Below are 17,760 nucleotides of genomic sequence, written 5' to 3'. Positions count from 1 at the left end.
TGGCGGCCCGATAAGAACGGCGTGCGGGGCTTAATGGAGGCGGTCAGCTACATCATCCTCATCGGATCGACCCTGCTGATCGTCAGCGTGCTGACCAGCTACCTCGCTTTGCGGGTCGGTGCGCCGCTGCTGCTGATCTTCCTCGGCATCGGCCTGCTGGCCGGCGAGGACGGGATCGGCCACATCTCCTTCAACGATGCCGGCTCCGCCTTCCTGATCGGATCGATGGCGCTGGCGGTGATCCTGTTCGAAAGCGGGTTCGACACCAAGCTCGCCAGCTACAAGGCCGCAGCCTGGCCGGCGATGACGCTGGCGACGGTCGGGGTGGCGGTCACCACCGGCGTGGTGGGAATCGCCGCCCATTACCTGATGGGGCTGGCCTGGGGGGAGGCGCTACTGGTCGGGGCGGCGTGCAGTTCCACCGACGCGGCGGCGGTCTTCTTCCTGCTGCGCGTCGGCGGCATCACGCTCCGCGACCGCGTCCGCTCCACCCTGGAAATCGAATCGGGCAGCAACGACCCGGTCGCCATCATGGTGACCATCCTGCTGGTGGAGACGGCGACCCATGGTCTGGCGTCCCCCATCGCCATCGTCGGCGAGCTGGTGCTGGCTTTTTCGCTGGGCGGGGTGATGGGGCTGGCCGGCGGCTGGCTGCTGGTGACCTTCATCAACAAGGCGAATTTCGAAGCCGGCTTGAACCCGGTGGTGACGCTGACCTTCGCCCTGTTTATCTTCGCCGTCACCAACGTCATGGGCGGCAGCGGCTATCTCGCCGTCTATGCCGCCGGGCTCTATGCCGGCAACGTCAAGCTGCGCGGGGCGCTGGAACTGCGGCGCTTCCATGCCGGGCTGACCTGGCTCAGCCAGATCGTCATGTTTGTGATGCTGGGGCTGCTCGCCACGCCGCGGGAATTCGCCGGGATGATCCTGCCGGCGCTGGGTGTGGCCTTCGTCCTGATCGTCGTTGCCCGCCCCGCCGCGGTGTGGATGTGCCTGCTGCCCTTCCGCTTCTCAGTGCGGGAGACCAGCTTCATCGCCTGGGTGGGCTTGCGCGGGGCGGTGTCGCTTCTGCTGGCGCTGGTGCCGGTGCTGGGCGGGCTGGAGAACGGACAGCTGATCTTCAACACCGCCTTCATCGTCGTGGTGGTGTCGCTTCTGGTGCAGGGCTCGACCATCGGCACGATGGCGCGGGCGCTGGAACTGATCGTGCCGCCGCGCCGCGGCCCGGTGGAGCGCGTGGAGCTGGAGCTTCCCGGCAACGCCGACCAGGAGCTGGTCGCCTACACCGTCCACGCCAAGAGCCCGGCGGCCAGGGGGCAGCGCATGCCGCGCTGGGCCAAGCCGTCGCTGGTCATCCGCTCGGGCGCGGTGGTGCCGCTGCACAAGGCGAAGCCGTTGCAGCCCGGCGACCATGTCTATCTGTTCACGCCGCAGCACCGGCTGACCCTGATCGACAGGCTCTATGGCGGCAGCCGGGCGCTCGACCAGAACGACCGGGAGTTCTACGGCGATCTGGTGCTGAGCCCCGACGCGACGGTGGAGCAGATCGCCGAGATGTACGGGCTGCCGCTGTCGATGTCGAACGCCCGGCTGACGCTGAGCGACCTGCTGCGCAACGAGTTCGGCGGCTCCTGCGAGCTGGGCGACCGGGTGCGCATGGGCGGTGTCGAGCTGATCGTGCGCGATATGGAGGACAGCATCATCACTTCCGTTGGACTGGCGCTGGAGCCGGCCCGCGTGACCAGCCGGCGCCGGCCGCTCTATCAGCGCCTCATCGATATCGGCGGGCGGCTGGGCGGCTGGTGGAACGAGCAGTCCTTCCGCCGCTGGAAGGAACGCGAAAAGCAGCGGGCGTGCCGGGCGGGCATGCCGGCGGCGGAGCCCCGGCACGACGAGCGGGTGGAAAGCCGCACCGAAGTCTGACGGTCAGTCGCGGTGCCCCGGCCGCGACGCCGCGATGGTGCGGCTGAGATAGATGACCGGGGCGAGGCCGACCAGAACGATCACCAGGGCGGGCAGGGCGGCGTCGTCCAGCCGCTCGGTGGAGGCCATGCGGAAGGCCTCGATCGCCAGCGTGTCGAAGTTGAAGGGCCGCAGGATCATCGTCGCCGGCAGCTCCTTCGTGATGTCGACGAAGACCAGCATGGCGGCGCTGAGCAGGCTGGGGCGCAGCAGCGGCAGATGGACCCGGCGCAGCACCTGCAACGGCGTGTGGCCGAGGGAGCGTGCCGCTCCTTCCAGATTAGGGCCGATCTTGGCGAAGCCCGACTCCAGCGGCCCATAGGCAACGACGAAGAAGCGGATCAAATAGCCGTAGAGGATGCCGGCGATGGTGGTGCCGAGGATCGCGCCCATCGGCCAGCCGGTCCAGTCGCGCGTCAGCCCGACGGTAATGAGGATGCCGACGGCGATCACCGTCCCCGGCGTGGCATAGCCGAGCGAGGCGAGCCGTGCTGCCCCGGTGGCGAAGCCGCTGCGGTCATGGCGCACGCCGTGGATCACCATCAGCGCCACCGCGACGACCAGAACCGCGCCGCTGGCGCCCAGGATGAAGGTGTTCACCGTCAGGTCGGTGAATCGGGCGAGCGTCAGCTCGGTGCCGCCGCGCAGGATCATGCGGATCAGCACGGCACCCGGCAGCAGGAAGCCGAACAGCACCGGCGTCAGGCAGACGATCCAGGCAATCACGGTGCCGCGGGCCGACAGGCGCGGGGCGGGCAGGGCGCGGTAGCGGCCGGTGGTCTGGTGGAAGCGCATCTTTCCGCGCGACAGCCGCTCCAGCCCGACCAGCGCCAGCACCACCAGCAGCAACACGGCGGCAAGCTGTGCCGCCGCCGCCGGATCGCCCAACGCGAACCATGTCCGGTAGATGCCGACGGTGAAGGTGTCGATGCCGAAATAGCGGACCGCGCCGAAGTCGGCCAGCGTCTCCATCAGCGCATAGCCGACGCCGGCCACCAGCGCCGGCCGGGCGAGCGGCAGTGCCACGCGGCGGAAGGCGCCGAAGGCGGAGCATCCCAGCGTCCGGCTGGCCTCCAGCACGCAGACCGACTGTTCGAGGAAGGCGGCGCGGGTCAGCACATAGACATAGGGGTACAGCACCGACGACAGCACCAGCCCGGCGCCCCAGGCGGTGTGGATGTCCGGGAACCAATAGTCGCCGCGCCGCCAGCCGAAGGTGGTGCGCAGGAAGGATTGCAGGGGGCCGGCGAATTGCAGGAAGTCGGTGTAGGTGTAGGCCAGCACATAGGCCGGCATGGCCAGTGGCAGCAGCAGCAGCCATTGCAGGACGCCGCGACCGCGGAAGTCGTGCATGGTGACGGTCCAGGCGCAGGCGACGCCGGTCACCAGCGTGACGACGCCGACGATGCCGAGCAGGATCACCGTGTTGAGGATATAGCCGGGAAGCACCGTCCGTGCCATGTGCCCCCACAGATCGGTGGAGACCCCGGCGGACTGGACGAAGACGGCAAGGATCGGCAGGGCGATCAGCAGCGCGAGGATCAGGGCGAACAGCCCGGTCGGGCCGATTCGTGCCCACAGCTGGCGGGGAGAGAAGGACGGGGAGCCGGGGGACTTCGCGTCGGTCGCCATCGCCATGCGGAAACATCCTAGCAGTATGCAAAAAGAAGGCGGCGCCTGCTCCCTGTCAGGGGGCAAGCGCCGCCGGTACTCTACCCTATATGCGAACGGTTATCAGCTGGCTTCGGCGGCCCGCGAGTGACGCTTGCGCTCGTTCGGATCGAGGTAGCGCTTGCGCAGGCGGATCGACTTCGGCGTCACTTCCACCAGCTCGTCGTCGGAGATGTAGGACAGCGCCTTTTCCAGGGTCATCTGGATCGGCGGGGTCAGGCGGACAGCCTCGTCCTTGCTGGTGGTGCGGATGTTCGTCAGCTGCTTGCCCTTGATGACATTGACCTCAAGGTCGTTGCCGCGGGTGTGCTCGCCGATGATCATGCCCTGATAGACCAGCACGCCCGGATCGATCAGCATCGGACCGCGATCTTCCAGGTTCCACAGGGCGTAAGCCACCGCGGTGCCGTCGCTGTTGGAGATCAGGACGCCCGTGCGGCGGGCGGCAATGGCGCCCTTGAACGGGGCGTAGCCGTGGAACAGGCGGTTCATGATGCCGGTGCCGCGGGTGTCGGTCAGGAACTCGCCCTGATAGCCGATCAGGCCGCGCGACGGCGCATGGAAGACGATGCGGGTCTTGTTGCCGCCGGACGGACGCATCTCGATCAGGTCGGCCTTGCGCTCCGACATCTTCTGAACGACGGTGCCCGAGAACTCCTCGTCGACGTCGACGACGACTTCCTCGATCGGCTCCAGGCGCTGGCCGTTCAGCGGATCGGTCTTGAACAGCACGCGCGGACGGCTGATCGCCAGCTCGTAGCCCTCGCGGCGCATCGTCTCGATCAGGATGCCCAGTTGCAATTCGCCGCGGCCGGCCACCTCGAAGGCATCGCCGCCCTCGGTGTCGGAGATGCGCAGCGCCACGTTGCCTTCGGCTTCGCGGAACAGGCGGTCGCGGATCATGCGGCTGGTGACCTTGTCACCCTCGCGGCCGGCCAGCGGGCTGTCGTTGACCGAGAAGGTCATCGCCAGGGTCGGCGGGTCGATCGGCTGGGCGTGGATCGCTTCGGCCACTTCGGGCGCGCAGATGGTGTCGGCAACCGTGGTGTTGGTCAGGCCGGCCAGAGCGATGATGTCGCCGGCATGCGCCTCGTCCACCGGAACGCGCTCCAGGCCGCGGAAGGCCAGCACCTTGCTGATGCGGGCGTTCTCGATCAGCTTGCCGTCGCGGCTCATCGACTTGACGGCCATGTTGACCTTGACCGAACCGGTCAGGATGCGGCCGGTCAGGATGCGGCCCAGATACGGGTTCGCTTCCAGCGTGGTCGCCAGCATGCTGAAGGGCAGGTCTTCCTCGACCTTGGGGGCCGGGACATGGTCGCGGATCAGTTCGAACAGCGGGGTCAGCGTCTCGCGGGCGCCATTCTCCAGGTCCGTGGTCGCCCAGCCGTTGCGGCCCGAGGCGAACAGGGTCGGGAAGTCCAGCTGCTCGTTCGAGGCGTCGAGCGAGGCGAACAGGTCGAACACCTCGTCATGCACCTCGTGCGGACGGCCGTCGGGGCGGTCCACCTTGTTGATGACGACGATGGGGCGCAGGCCAAGCTTCAGGGCCTTGCCCAGCACGAACTTGGTCTGCGGCAGCGGGCCTTCGGCCGCGTCGCAGAGCAGGACGACGCCGTCGACCATGGAGAGGATGCGCTCCACCTCGCCGCCGAAATCGGCGTGGCCCGGGGTGTCGACGATGTTGATGCGCAGGTCGTTCCACAGAACGGACGTGCACTTGGCCAGAATGGTGATGCCGCGCTCGCGCTCCAGGTCGTTGGAGTCCATGGCGCGTTCGGCGACCTGCTGGTTCTCGCGGAACGAGCCGGCCTGCTTGAGGAGCTGGTCGACCAGCGTGGTCTTGCCGTGGTCGACGTGGGCGATGATAGCGACGTTACGGAGATTCATGGAGCCTTCGGTCTCGCAAGGGCACCCCCGACACGCAGCAGCGTCATGCCACAAACAACAAAAAGGCCCGCCGAAAGAAATCGGTGGGCGATGTCGGGGAAACTGTTGCGGCGCAATATATGGATCCCGGGCAAAAACGCAAGCGCCGTGCCCTTTGGGCTAGAGCGAATTTCCGGGATGGAGCCATGCGTCAATGGGCCCTACATTGGGGACGATGATCCGCTTCGCTTCCGCTTCCCGCCGCCGCGCCGCCGTTGCAACGAGGATTGCAGCCGCTCCGCTCAAGGCTCCGATCGCCGTACCGATGGTCGCCGCCCTGCTGATGCTGGGGCCGGCCGACGCTGGCTATGCCCAGGATTCGCCGCCCGACAGCATCCCCGGCGCCGTGCCCGCGGCGCCGTCGGAGGGTGCCCCGCCGGACGCCGCACCACCGGACGAGGAGGTCAGGCCGGCCGGCATCTCCTATGAGGTGGAGATCACCGGCGTCGAGGATGAGGGGCTGCGCGGCACGCTGCGCGACGCCTCGACCCTGGTGGAGCTGAAGGACGACCATCCACCCTCGCTGATCGGGCTGGAACGGCGGGCCGACAGCGACCGCGACCGTTTGCAGACGGCGCTGCGCTCCGCCGGCTATTACGACGCGAAGCTGGACATCCGCATCGACGATCCGGCGGCGGCAGGCACCCTTCCTGCGGGCGGGCAGGCTCCCCCGGTCAAGGTGACGGTCGCGGTGACGCCGGGGCCGCTCTATCACATAAAGACGGTGACGGTGCGCGGTGTTTCCAGTTCCGCTAGCAGCTCTATCCTGCCGAAGGAGGTCGCCACCGACGATCTCGGCCTCGTCGCCGGTGCCCCCGCAATCGCCCAGAAGGTGCTGGACGCCGAATCGGAACTGGTCGGCCGGCTGAGCAAGCGCGGCTACGCCTTCGCCAAGGTGCCCGGCCGCGAGGTGGTGGTCGATCATTCCGACCGCACGATGGATGTCACCTACACTGTCGATCCCGGCCCGCTCACCCGCTATGGCGCCACCCGCATCGAAGGGCTGGAGCAGGTCGACGAGAATCTGGTGCGCGGGCGTCTCGCCTGGAAGGAGGGGCAGGTCTACGACCCGGGCGCCACCGACCGGGCGCGCCAGGACATCGCCGCCCTTCAGGTCTTCGATACCGTCCGCGTGCGGATGGCGGACGAGCCGGGGCCGGACGGCGTGACGCCGGTCATCGTTTCGGTCGGCGAGCGCAAGCGCCGCTTCATCGGCGGCGGCGTCACCTATTCGACCCAGGACGGGGTGGGCGCCAACGCCTATTGGGGCCACCGCAACCTGTTCGGCGGCGCCGAGCAACTGCGCGTCGGCGTCGATGTCGGACGCGTCGCCGGCTCAAGCGGCGGTACATCGAGCAAAGGCAACGACCTGCCGGACCTGCGCTTCAGCGTCAATTTCCGCAAGCCCGACTTCCTGGCGGTGAAGCAGTCGCTGCTGGTCAATTTCGCCGTGGTGAACGACCAGCCGCCGGCCTACAGCCGCGTCGCGTCCGAACTGACGGTGAAGCTGGAGCGGCCTTTGACCGACCAGCTGACCGTCAGCTATGGCGTGACCGGCGAGCGCGGCCGGGTGCGGACGGAGGACACCACCTATCAGACCTCCTTCATCGGCGTGCCGCTGGGGGCGGCCTGGAACGGCACCGACAATCTGCTGAACCCGACCTCCGGCCAGCGGGCGTCGTTGCAGGTGACGCCCTGGTTCCCGGTGGGTGGCGACACCAAGTCGCCCTTCACCTCGATACTGCTGAACGGCTCCACCTATTACGATCTCGGCAAGGACGGGCGCTATGTCGCCGCGGGTCGGATCGGCTTGGGCAGCATCCTCGGCACGTCGCTGAGCGACATTCCGCCAGATCACCGCTTCTATGCCGGCGGCGGCGGGTCGGTGCGCGGCTACGGTTTCCAGAAGGCGGGGCCGCGCGACCGCTACGACGATCCGGTCGGCGGCCGGTCGCTGTTCGAGATCGGGGCGGAGCTGCGCATCAAGGTGACGGAGAGCATCGGCGTGGTGCCCTTCGTCGATGCCGGCACCGTCTATGACAAGGCCTATCCGGACTTCAGCGAGCCGTTGCGCGTCGGTGCCGGGCTGGGGCTGCGTTACTACACCGACTTCGGCCCGCTGCGCGTCGATGTCGGCGTTCCGCTCAATCCCGCCAGCGGCGATTCGCGCTGGCAGCTGTATCTCAGCCTGGGTCAGGCGTTCTGATGGCGCATTTTCGTCCCAATCCTTTGGGACGATGACCGTTTATTGCGGTTGAGACAAAGATGGTGCTGGTGAAAGGGCATGGTGTGACGGCGGTTCGCTTATTCCTGGTCGGTCTGACGATCCTTGCCGGCCTGCTGGCCGGTCCGCAGCCCGCTCGGGCCTTCTCGCTGTTCGCCGGCGATACCGCCCGCGACTGGCTGGTCGAGAAGATCGAGGGTGCCGTCGAGTCGCCGGACATGCACCTGAAGCTGGGCGCCATCGAAGGCAGCATCCCCACCGACTTCACCATTGCGACCGTCACGCTGGCCGACAGCCAGGGCGTCTGGCTGACCATCGACCGGCTGCATGTGGTGATGTCGCCGTCCGCCCTGTTCCTGCGCAGCGCCAGGATCGACGCGCTGGAGGCGGCGTCCGTCGTGGTGACCCGCGCACCGGTCAGCACCCAGCCGGCCGCCCCCTCCGATCCCAACGCTCCGCTGCTGCCCAGCCTGCCGGTCGACATCGATCTGAAGAAGCTGGTGGTGGAGCGGCTGGAGCTGGCACCGGCTCTGCTCGGTGAGCCGGCTGTGCTGCGCATTGCCGGCGCCCTGGCGCTGGAGCATAGCGGTGGGGCGCTGAACACCAACCTGTCGGTGGCGCGCATCGACGACAAGCCGGGCAAGGCCGATCTGCTCGCCATCTTCGATCCCGGCAAGAACACGCTGAACCTGTCGGTCGATGCATCCGAACCCGCGGGCGGCGTCATGGCCCGCGCGCTGTCGATTCCCGGCCTGCCGCCGATCGAACTGGCGCTGAAGGGCGACGGCACGCTGGACGACTGGACCGGCAAGCTGACCGCCATGGCCGGCGAGGCGGCATCGCCCTCCGGCACGCTGAACGCCGACGCCACCATCAAGAAGGGGCCGGAGGGGCATGCGCTGACGCTGGCGGCCGGCGGCAACTTCGCGCCGCTGATCGCCGGTCTGGCCGGCGATACGGTGGTGCCGCTGATCGGCCCCAACCCGACGCTGAACGCGACTGTCCTGCGGGCGCCGTCGGGGGCCATCAGCCTGCGTCCGCTGGCGCTGACCGTTGCCGCGGCGAACGCGACGGTGAACGGCGATGTCGCCGCCGATTACAAGAGCCTGACCCTGCGCTGGACCTTGCAGGCCGGGCCGGATTCCACGCTCCATCCGCTGGTGCCGCTGTCCTGGCGCGAGGGCGTGGTGGAAGGGTCCGCCGAAGGGACAATGAGCGCGCTGAACGTCGCGGTGAACGCCACCTTGCGCGACCTCGCTGCCGACGATCCGGCGCTGTCCCACCTGACCGGACCGGAGACGAATCTCGCCGCCAAGGCGCAGATCGACACCGGCAGCGGCCGGATCGGCCTGGAGACACTGGCGCTGACCGCCGCCGCGGCACGGGCCGAGGCGAAGGGCACCGTCGGCGGCTGGGGCCAGACGGTCGACCTGACGCTGAGCGCGAACGCCGACGACCTCGCCCCGCTGTCGGGCCTCGCCGGCCGGCCGCTGGCCGGTGCCGTGGCACTGGCGGGGCCGGTGAAACGCGGTGCCGACGGCACGCTGACCGCCGATCTGACCGGCAGCCTCGACCGGCTGTCCACCGGCACACCTGCCGATGCGGTACTGGGCGACAAGGCGACGCTGAAGCTGGCCGCCAGGATGGAGCCGGACGGCGCCATGCGCTTGACCGACCTGACGGTCGATGGCCGCAACGGCAAGCTGACCGGCAACGCGGCGCTGGCCGACAACAAGGTCGATGCCCGCACCACTCTGACCGTGGCGAAGCTGGAGCCGCTGGGCGGCGCGCTCGGCACACCGATGGAGGGGGCGGCGACGCTGGAGGCGACCGCCCGCGGCCCGCTCGACGCCATTGAGGCACAGGCGACGCTGAATGCCCGCGACCTCGTGGTGCAGGGCCGACGGCTGGGCGCCACGGAGGTCAAGGCGACCGCCGCCGGCCTGCCGGCGACGCCGAACGGCACGGTCTCGGCGCGGACCAACCTGGACAAGACGCCGCTGTCGGTGGACGGGCGCTATGCGCTGCGAGAACAGACGCTGCGGCTTGACGGGCTGACCGTCGCCAACGGGGCCAACCGCATCACCGGACAGGCCCAGGTGGCGCTCGACACGCTGCTCGCCACCGGGCGGCTGGAGGGCAAGCTGCCCAACCTGAACGGCCTGTCGGCGTTGGCGGGGATGCCGCTGGGCGGCGGGGCGAGCTTCACCCTGGCGCTCGACGGCAAGGGCGGCAAGCAGGCGGCCAACCTGACCGCCGACGCCAGCGACCTGCGGGTCGAGGGGCAAGGGGAGGGGGGAGGCGGACCGCTGCTCACCGCCCGCCGTCTGACGGCCAAGGCCGATGTTGCCGATGCTCTCGGCACTCCCAGCGGCAAGACGCGGGTGGAGATGACCGACGGCAACGCTGCCGGCACCGAGTTGCGCAGCGTCACGGCCTCGGTCGATGGGTCGCTGGCGAAGGCCGGCTTCCAGGCCACTGCCGCCGGAGCGGGCGCCCAGCCGGTCGCGCTGGACCTTGCCGGCAATTTGACGCAGGAAGGGCAGGTGACGCGCATCCGGCTCGACCGCCTGCAGGCGCGCTATGCCGGGGAGGATCTGCGGACCACCGCCCCGGCGACCATCCTGCTGGCCGACCGCCGGTATGAGGTGAAGGAACTGCGGCTGTCGTCCGGCAATGCCCGGCTGGCCGCCGACCTCGGCCTGAACGGCGACCGGCTGAGCGGCGAGCTGACCATCGACCGCCTGCCGCTGGCCCTGGCGAAGCTGGCCAGCCCGACGCTGGCGCTGGACGGTGTCGCCAACGCGCGGGCGTCGTTGGGCGGTACGCTGCGCAACCCGCGCGCCGACGCCACCCTGCGGGTCAGCGGCTTGAAGGTGCAGCAGACGACGCAGGCCGGGCTTCCGGGCATCGACGCGACGCTGGACGCGCAATGGCGCGACCGCCGGCTGTCGCTGAACGGCCGGATCGCCATGCCGAAGAATGCCGGTACGCTGACCGCCAGCGCTGCGCTTCCGCTGGTGATGAACCCCGACAGCTATGCCGTCAGCGTGCCGCCCAACGGCGCGCTTGAGGCGGCGGTGAACGGCACGGTGGATCTGTCGCTGGCGAACGACCTGCTCGCCGCCTCCGGCGACCGGGCTCGTGGATCGCTGCGGCTCGACGTGCGCGCCGGCGGGACGGTGGGCAAGCCGGCGCTCGGCGGGTCTGTGGTGTTGGCGAACGGGCGCTATGAGAACCGGGCGTCGGGTGCGGTGATCACCAACATCGAGGCACGGCTGGCCGGCGACGGCGATGTCTTCACCATCCAGAGCTTCCGCGGCCGGACGCGCAACGGCGGTGCGATCAGCGCCAGCGGCGTCATCCGTCCGGGCGCCCCTGCCGACCGGCAGCTGGATATCGCCCTCCAGGCCGACAACGCGCGGCTGGTCGAGATCGATCTGGTGACGGCGGAGATCGGGGCGAACCTGACCCTGACCGGCGGCTTCGCCAACGCCCGGCTGGCTGGGCCGGTGGATATCCGCCGCGCCGAGATCCAGGTGCCCGACCGCATGCCGGCAAACGTCGTCGATCTGAAGGTGACGGAGGTCGGCAAGGGCCGTCGCGCCCGCGGGACGACGCAGGTGTCCACCGCCGGCGGCACCCGCCGCGTGCCGCAGCCGGCCGAGACCCCGCCGGCCGCGACAACCTTCGTCCTGGCACTGGACATGACGGTGAACGCGCCGAACCAGATCTTCGTCCGCGGCCGTGGGCTGGATGCGGAGCTTGCCGGCAATTTGCGCGTCAAGGGAACGGCTGCGGCGCCGGAGGTGACCGGCCGTTTCAACATCCTGAAAGGCAGCCTGAACCTGCTGGCCAAGAATTTCGAGTTCAAGCGCGGCATCTTCGACTTCGACGGCACCCAGCCCATCGACCCGCGGCTTGACCTGCTGGCCGAGGCGACCGCCAACGGCATCACCGCCGACGTGGTGGTCAGCGGCACCGCCCGCCAGCCGAAGATCGAGCTGACCTCACCCCAGGGACTACCGCAGGACGAGGTGCTGGCCGGCGTCCTGTTCGGTAAGTCGGTGGGCGACCTGAGCGCGGCGGAGGCGGTGCAGCTTGCCCAGTCCGCGGCGGCGCTGGCCGGTGTCGGCGGAGGCGGCGGCGGCATCCTGGACACGGTGCGCCGCAGCCTGGGTGTCGACCGGCTGGACTTCACCCAGGGCGAGAACGGCAAGGGCGGGGCGGTGCAGGCCGGCCGCTATGTCAGCGACCGCGTCTATGTCGGCGTCGAGCAGGGAATCGGCGCCAACCAGAGCCGGGCGAAGGTCGAGGTCGACATCACCAAGAACCTCAAGGGCACGGCATCCGTCGGCGCCAATTCCGAGACGAAGTTCGGTGTGGTGTACGAGAAGGATTACTGACGGGAGGGGGTGGCGCTAACCCGCCACCCCGACCACGATCCGGGCATGCGACGGCACCGGCACGATGCCGTCCACCGCCCTGGCGTCGAACCGCCGGGCGATGTCGGCCTCCAGCGCCTTTCGCTGTTCCGCAGTCAATCTACCGAGCCGGTGGCCGAAACTCATGTCGAGGGCGGCATGCCAGAAGGGCTGGCCGGCCGGCGCCTTGCGGACCGGGGTCAGGTCGGCTTCCGATGTCTCCGCAAAGCCGGCGATGCGCATCAGGTCGGACAGCAGCCCCGGTGCCGCGAAGCGGAACAGCGGATCCAGGCTGCCATCCTCGCCGAGATGGTCGGCCACCGCGTCGCCGATCTCCGCGAACAAGCCGTTCCCGGCGCGCGATCCCCACACCATGAAGGCGGCTCTCCCGCCGGGACGCAGGACACGCCGCACCTCGCGCAGGGCGGTTTCCACCGCCGGCACGAACATGATGCCGAAGCGGCAGGTTATCCCGTCGAAAGCGGCGTCGGCGAAGGGCAGGGCGGTCATGTCGGCGGCGGTGAAGGCGGGGGCCGGCCCCTCCACGCTCCGGGCGCGGCGGACGGCGCCGGCCATCATGCCGGGGACCAGATCGCTTCCGACCACCAGCCCGTCCGCACCGGCCCGGCGCGCGGCACTCAAGGCGGGCTCCCCCGCGCCTGATGCAAGGTCGAGCAGGCGGTGACCCTCGACCAGCCCCGCCGCGTCGAGCAGCGGGCGGTTCAGCTTGTCGGCCAGATCGGCCATCGGATCGGCCCAGCGGTCCCAGGCGTCGGCGCTGGCGGACCAGCGGTCGCGTTCGCGATCGGCATCAGGAATGGCGCCATCGGGCGGGGCAGCATCGGTTGGGTCGGCATCCGCATGTGCGGTGTCGGGACGGGTGGTTGCGGTCAATGGAGAAGCCTCGCCGTGCCGGCCACGCGCTGGACCGTGTCGGCATCGCTCAGCCGCTCGCCCAGCGCCGACAGCTCGTCGGACAGCTTGCGGTTGGCGTCGGTCAATTGTTGGATGCGGGTCTGCGCCGCCTCCTGCTGCTGGGACAGCGTCGCCACCGTCTCCGTCAGCTTGCGGATTTGCTGGGACTGACGGGCCGCCGCCTCGTTCTGGCTGCGGCGGATCGATCCGACGGCCACCAGCACGACGAGGCTGATGGTCACGCCGGCCGCGATGGCGACGATGCTGATCCCAGTGAACCAGTCCATGGGCGCGAAGCTTCCGCCCATTTCACCCGATGGTCAAGCAGCCTGACAATCCATGAACGCAACGGACCCGGCGCCGAGTTGGGCGCCGGGTCCACGCTGTCGAAGAAACAACCGGGGAGTTTGCCGCGGTCAGCCGACGGTGCCGGTGACCGGGCGTTCCACCTTCATGCGCAGTTCCTTCAGGTGATCGCCGAAGGCGCGCAGGACCGGCATGATCCGCTGGGTCTGGTCGGTGGTGACGTGGGCATCCGTCTTCAGCACGATGGTCGGCGCCTCGGCCATCAGGCGCTTGGCGCGCATCGGGCCAACCTTGTCGTCGAGGAACATGGCCATGCCCATCAGGATGCCCAGCGTGACGTCGTCCGGAGCCTTGGGCAGGGCCAGGACTTCATGAAGCTCGTTCAGCAGCGTGTAGGCGACGATGGAGGTGCGTTCGATGGTGTCGACGTCGGCGGCCATGGGCATCGGGCAGGTCCTCGGGAAACGTTCGGATGAAACGTTGCGGGTGAGACGCTGGCGGGTGACGCGGGAAGGCGTCCCGAAAGGCGCCAACGCTTGCGAAATCCGTCGTTCCCCGAGGGTAATCGTCAGTTTATAACCAAAGTGTTAACCAAGCGCCGCCCGAGTCGCTCGAGTCGCATTTTTCCGAGTCGCAATCTTCCGTTCTCATCGTTTTCCGCCGCTACGCGCCTTGGTCGAAAGCGACAGTTCGGCCACTTCCTCTCGCGCACTGCTGACGAGGCCGGCCGACTGCACGATGTCACGGTTGAACGGATGATAGGTCTGTGCGTAGATCCCGCGGATCTTGGTCACGTAATCCTGGGTCTCGCGGTAGGGCGGAATGCCCTTGTATTGCAGCACGGCGCCTTCGCCGGCGTTGTAGCCCGCCAGCGCATAGGCGACGTTGCCGTTGAAGTAGGCCAGCAGCCAGCGCAGGTACTTCATGCCGCCGCGCATATTCTGTTCCGCGTTGAAGGGGTCGGACACGCCGAAGCGCTCCGCCGTCTCCGGGATCAGCTGCATCAGCCCCTGGGCGTTCTTGTTCGAGACGACATCGACCCGATAGCCGGATTCCACCGCGATGACGGCGAGCACCAGATCGGGATCGAGGCCGTAGGTCGGCGCCATCTTCTGAACCATCGCGCGGATTTCCGCCGGCGGCTTGCGGATGATGCCCCAGCGCAGGTTGGGCGGCTCGCAGCGGTCCGGCGTCTTCACCGTTCCCCCGGCGCTGCCGACCAGACGCTCCGCCTGCTCGTTGCCCAAAGCTGCGGCCTTGCGCAGCCAGGCACGGCCGAGGTCGGCATCCTTCGACACGCCGCCCAGGCCGGCCATGTGCATGCGCCCGGCCATCAGCGCGGCGTCGGAGTAATCCTGGCGGGCAGCCCGGCAATAGAGGGATAAGGCCAGCCGCGGATCGGCCTTCACCCCGTCGGCACGTTCGTAATGCTGTGCCAGTTCATACTGGGCGCGGGCGCTGCCCTTGTTGGCCAACGCCTCCAGAGCGGCGACGGTTTTCTCTGCAATGCCGGCGCTGGCCGGTGCCGATGCCAGCAGGCAGGGCAGGAGTGCCGCCGCGGCAAACGCCGACATGCGCGCACCGCGGGTTCGCCGCTTGGCATTGCCCTGCGAGGTTGATTGGGCGTGAAACGCGGACGGTGTACCGCAAAGGTTCGTGTGGTCTTCCACCGGACCCCCCTGTATGATTTTCTTCGAGCTTTTGGAGACCATCAAAAGGTCGGAAGCAGAGTTTTCAGGGAGGACGCCGCCGCACCCAACTGGCCGGGTGCCAGGCATAGCGGCATAAGCCGAAACGGAAGGCTGGCTGCCGGAGATTACATCACCGTAAGAGGTTGATGCAGCGCCGCCAATAAAAAATACATAGGCCGATCGACTGGTGTCGGTCGGTCTTTTTCTTTTCGCGTTGGTCATGCGTCCTCCAATCGAGTTGGAGAAATAACGAACGACCATGTTTTAAGCCAATGCCCGAACGGTGATTGGTGTGGAATAGCAGGGGTACTCTAGGGGTTAATTGTCTCCATTGTATGACCCCTTAGCCTTTTTCCCAACTGGCAGCTCCTTTGTGCGCTCATTAAGTACGGATCGGGCCAGATAATCGGCTGCGAATTCGACGGCCCCGGACGACGGAGACTCTCCATTGTCCGGGGCCGTCGCGCCGGAGGCCCCGGCAAAGCCATCCGCACCAAGACGCGGAGAGCCGCCGTGGCGAACGGCATTGAAGGAGGCATCGTTTCACCGATGGCGAACCACGTCGCGACCACCTTGAGCCACCGACAGCGCATCCCGGTCGAGCCGGTGCCCTTCGGCGCCGAGGCCGTTGGCCGGACCCGTTCGGACCGCCTGCCGACGTATCTTGACCAAGACACCGCCGATGCCGGGATGGAGACCCATTTGACTGCCCATGCGGAGGCCAAGATGGCCGAAGCCAGCACCGAAATCGACGAAGCCCCGGCCGATGTCGATAGCGATGCCGATCTTGCCGACGCCGCCGACACGGTTGTCCAGGCCGCTGCGGAGGACGACTTCCGCCCCGATCCCAACGCACCGCCCGACCCGGCGGTGATCCGCCAGATCGAAGAGGAAATCCCACGCCTGCGCCGCTTCGCCCGTGCAATGGTGCGGGACGCCACCCTGGCCGACGATCTGGTGCAGGAATGTCTTGAGCGCGCCCTGTCGCGCCTGCATCTGTGGCGCCCCGGCACCAACCTGCGGGCCTGGCTGTTCACCATCCTGCGCAACCTGCACATCAACGGTGTGCGCCGCCGCCAGCCGGTCGTCGATATCGACGCCGAGGCGCAGGCCGCCATCGGTGCCGCTCCCGGATCGCAGTTCGTGCGGATGGAACTGCGCGATCTCCGCCGGGCGCTGGCCCTGCTGCCGAACGAGCAGCGCGAGGTGGTTCTGCTGATCGGGCTGGAAGGGATTTCCTACAACGAGGCGGCCGACATCCTGGGCATTTCCATCGGTACGGTGAAGTCGCGCCTGTCGCGCGGCCGCCGTGCCCTCCGCCTGCTGATGGAAGGGGAAAGCCCGTCGGACGCCACCGACGCCTGATTGCCCGACGCCTGACCGTAGCGGGCGCGTGTTCGCCGAGCACCGACAAGTGTTGATTTCCGCGGGGCGCCCGGTTGCCGGGCGCCCCGTTTCCATGTCTGTCCGTTGCTTTCCGCTGCGGACGGAAGACCGCAGCCAAAAAGAACGGCGGCGCCCGTACGGACGCCGCCGGAGGCGGGGACGATAGAGACGCCGTCAGGGCATACCGGCACCGACGGCATCTCTGGAGGAGAGAGAGCCTTGCAGCCTCAGGAGACACTGCGATCAACCGGCCGGCCCGAAGGAGGTTCCGTCCCGCCGGAACCGTAGGCCGGCCGGTTTGGCGGCCTGCCTAGCGTCGCCGGACCAGACCCATGATCAGGCTGATGGCGAACAGGACCAGGAACAGGAAGAACAGGATCTGCGCGATGCCGGAGCTGGCCGACGCAATTCCACCGAACCCGAGCGCGCCGGCGATCAGCGCGATGACGAAGAAAACGAGAGCCCAATAGAGCATCATACCCTCCCTCGCTCGGCCGAATAGTCACCAAGGACTGCCGGCGTCACGCATGAGACAAGTCGTGGCCGCATCCGCCGTCCCGTCGTCTCCATCTCCTGGCCTCTGCTTGGGCATGCAAGTCGGGGCGGGGTGACGGTAAGCACAGCCGGTGCGGCGGCATTCGAAGATCAGAACAACGCCGTGGGCGCGATGTTCCCTGTTCCCGATCGGCCGGAGTATCGGAGCGCCGCAGGGCTGGTGCGGACTGGCATTTATGCAACAATGGGGCTGTCTGCGCGTTTCCGTTTCCTGAGAGGTCCGGCATCCGCCGGCCATGGGGGACGACAACGAGCGAGGACCCGATGAAGACCGGATTGATCCTGGCGGCGATGGCCGCCTCAGTCGCGATGGTTCCGGCGGCGATGGCGCAGCAGACCTATTCGCAAGGCTATTCCACCTATTCCAGCCAGAACTATTCCGGCAGCACCGGCAGCGATCTGTCCGGTATGACCGGCTCCGCTGGAGGCCCCTCCTCCGATCTAGCCGGGCGCCGCGGCCGGGGGCAGAAGCCGATCGAGCTGCAACAGACGACGCTGCTGAACCAGCTCAGCGCCGCCGGCTATGTCTCGGTGCGCGACTTCCGCAAGGAAGGCGACCGCTATGTCGCCAACGCCATGACCCCGCAGGGGCAGTGGACGACGGTGGTGCTCGACCCGCGCAACTCCTCGACGACGCCGGCCAGGGCGCCGGCCACCGCTCCCGTCGTCACGCCGGGCAGCAAGCCGATCCGTTGAT

General features: G+C 68.3%; 12 protein-coding genes. 5 read left to right on the top strand and 7 right to left on the bottom strand.

Translation table 11 applies throughout. The annotated features are described in order from the left end of the window. Positions 1-21 precede the first annotated feature (21 nt). Entirely contained in the window at positions 22-1,923 is a 1,902-nt protein-coding gene (locus VH569_RS28550; RefSeq protein WP_423319885.1) for a potassium/proton antiporter, read from the top strand. Positions 1,924-1,926: 3 nt separating this feature from the next. Here the strand turns inward: VH569_RS28550 and VH569_RS28545 are convergent, their stop codons facing one another. Together VH569_RS28545 and typA are read right to left on the bottom strand one after the other, a co-directional pair. Then, positions 1,927-3,600, bottom strand: a complete 1,674-nt coding sequence (locus tag VH569_RS28545) for an ABC transporter permease (protein WP_423319883.1) — start codon at positions 3,598-3,600, stop codon at positions 1,927-1,929. Positions 3,601-3,696: 96 nt separating this feature from the next. Continuing rightward, a complete protein-coding gene (gene typA, locus VH569_RS28540; protein WP_423319881.1) occupies positions 3,697-5,523 on the bottom strand; it encodes a translational GTPase TypA in 1,827 nt (608 codons plus the stop codon). A gap of 193 nt (positions 5,524-5,716) precedes the next feature. Here typA and VH569_RS28535 point away from each other — a divergent pair, with 193 nt between their 5' ends. Both VH569_RS28535 and VH569_RS28530 read left to right on the top strand, forming a co-directional pair. Continuing rightward, on the top strand, positions 5,717-7,768 hold the full coding sequence (locus VH569_RS28535) for an autotransporter assembly complex protein TamA (protein ID WP_423319879.1): 2,052 nt from the start codon (positions 5,717-5,719) through the stop codon (positions 7,766-7,768). A gap of 59 nt (positions 7,769-7,827) precedes the next feature. After that, positions 7,828-12,192: a translocation/assembly module TamB domain-containing protein gene (locus VH569_RS28530; RefSeq protein ID WP_423319878.1), complete on the top strand. Its 4,365-nt coding sequence runs from the start codon at positions 7,828-7,830 to the stop codon at positions 12,190-12,192. 15 nt (positions 12,193-12,207) lie between these two features. Here the strand turns inward: VH569_RS28530 and VH569_RS28525 are convergent, their stop codons facing one another. The 4 genes from VH569_RS28525 to VH569_RS28510 form a co-directional block, all read right to left on the bottom strand. Continuing rightward, entirely contained in the window at positions 12,208-13,104 is an 897-nt protein-coding gene (locus VH569_RS28525; protein ID WP_423319875.1) for a class I SAM-dependent methyltransferase, read from the bottom strand. After that, positions 13,101-13,412, bottom strand: coding sequence for a hypothetical protein (locus tag VH569_RS28520; RefSeq protein WP_423319873.1), 312 nt, complete (start codon positions 13,410-13,412; stop codon positions 13,101-13,103). The genes VH569_RS28525 and VH569_RS28520 overlap by 4 nt, the downstream gene beginning before the upstream one ends. A gap of 129 nt (positions 13,413-13,541) precedes the next feature. Next, positions 13,542-13,877 carry a hypothetical protein gene (locus tag VH569_RS28515; RefSeq protein WP_423319871.1) on the bottom strand — a complete coding sequence of 112 codons (336 nt, stop codon included), beginning with the start codon at positions 13,875-13,877 and terminating at the stop codon, positions 13,542-13,544. A gap of 201 nt (positions 13,878-14,078) precedes the next feature. Then, complete coding sequence (locus tag VH569_RS28510; RefSeq protein ID WP_246307235.1) at positions 14,079-15,005, bottom strand: lytic transglycosylase domain-containing protein; 927 nt, start codon at positions 15,003-15,005, stop codon at positions 14,079-14,081. A gap of 666 nt (positions 15,006-15,671) precedes the next feature. Here VH569_RS28510 and VH569_RS28505 point away from each other — a divergent pair. Further along, positions 15,672-16,487: an RNA polymerase sigma factor gene (locus VH569_RS28505; RefSeq protein WP_423319869.1), complete on the top strand. Its 816-nt coding sequence runs from the start codon at positions 15,672-15,674 to the stop codon at positions 16,485-16,487. Positions 16,488-16,818: 331 nt separating this feature from the next. On the opposite strand, the gene VH569_RS28500 is transcribed toward VH569_RS28505, so the two are convergent. After that, positions 16,819-16,983, bottom strand: a complete 165-nt coding sequence (locus VH569_RS28500; protein WP_042689062.1) for a DUF1328 domain-containing protein — start codon at positions 16,981-16,983, stop codon at positions 16,819-16,821. A 344-nt stretch (positions 16,984-17,327) separates the two neighbouring features. On the opposite strand from VH569_RS28500, the gene VH569_RS28495 reads away from it, so the two are divergent. Further along, positions 17,328-17,759, top strand: coding sequence for a hypothetical protein (locus VH569_RS28495; RefSeq protein WP_423319868.1), 432 nt, complete (start codon positions 17,328-17,330; stop codon positions 17,757-17,759). Position 17,760: the final 1 nt, after the last annotated feature.

Source organism: Azospirillum sp. 11R-A, assembly GCF_049472615.1.
In the GTDB taxonomy this organism is placed as follows: Bacteria; Pseudomonadota; Alphaproteobacteria; order Azospirillales; family Azospirillaceae; genus Azospirillum; species Azospirillum palustre.
The sequence above is the reverse complement of the archived record's forward strand: the minus strand, read 5'-3'. Positions and strand labels throughout refer to the sequence as shown.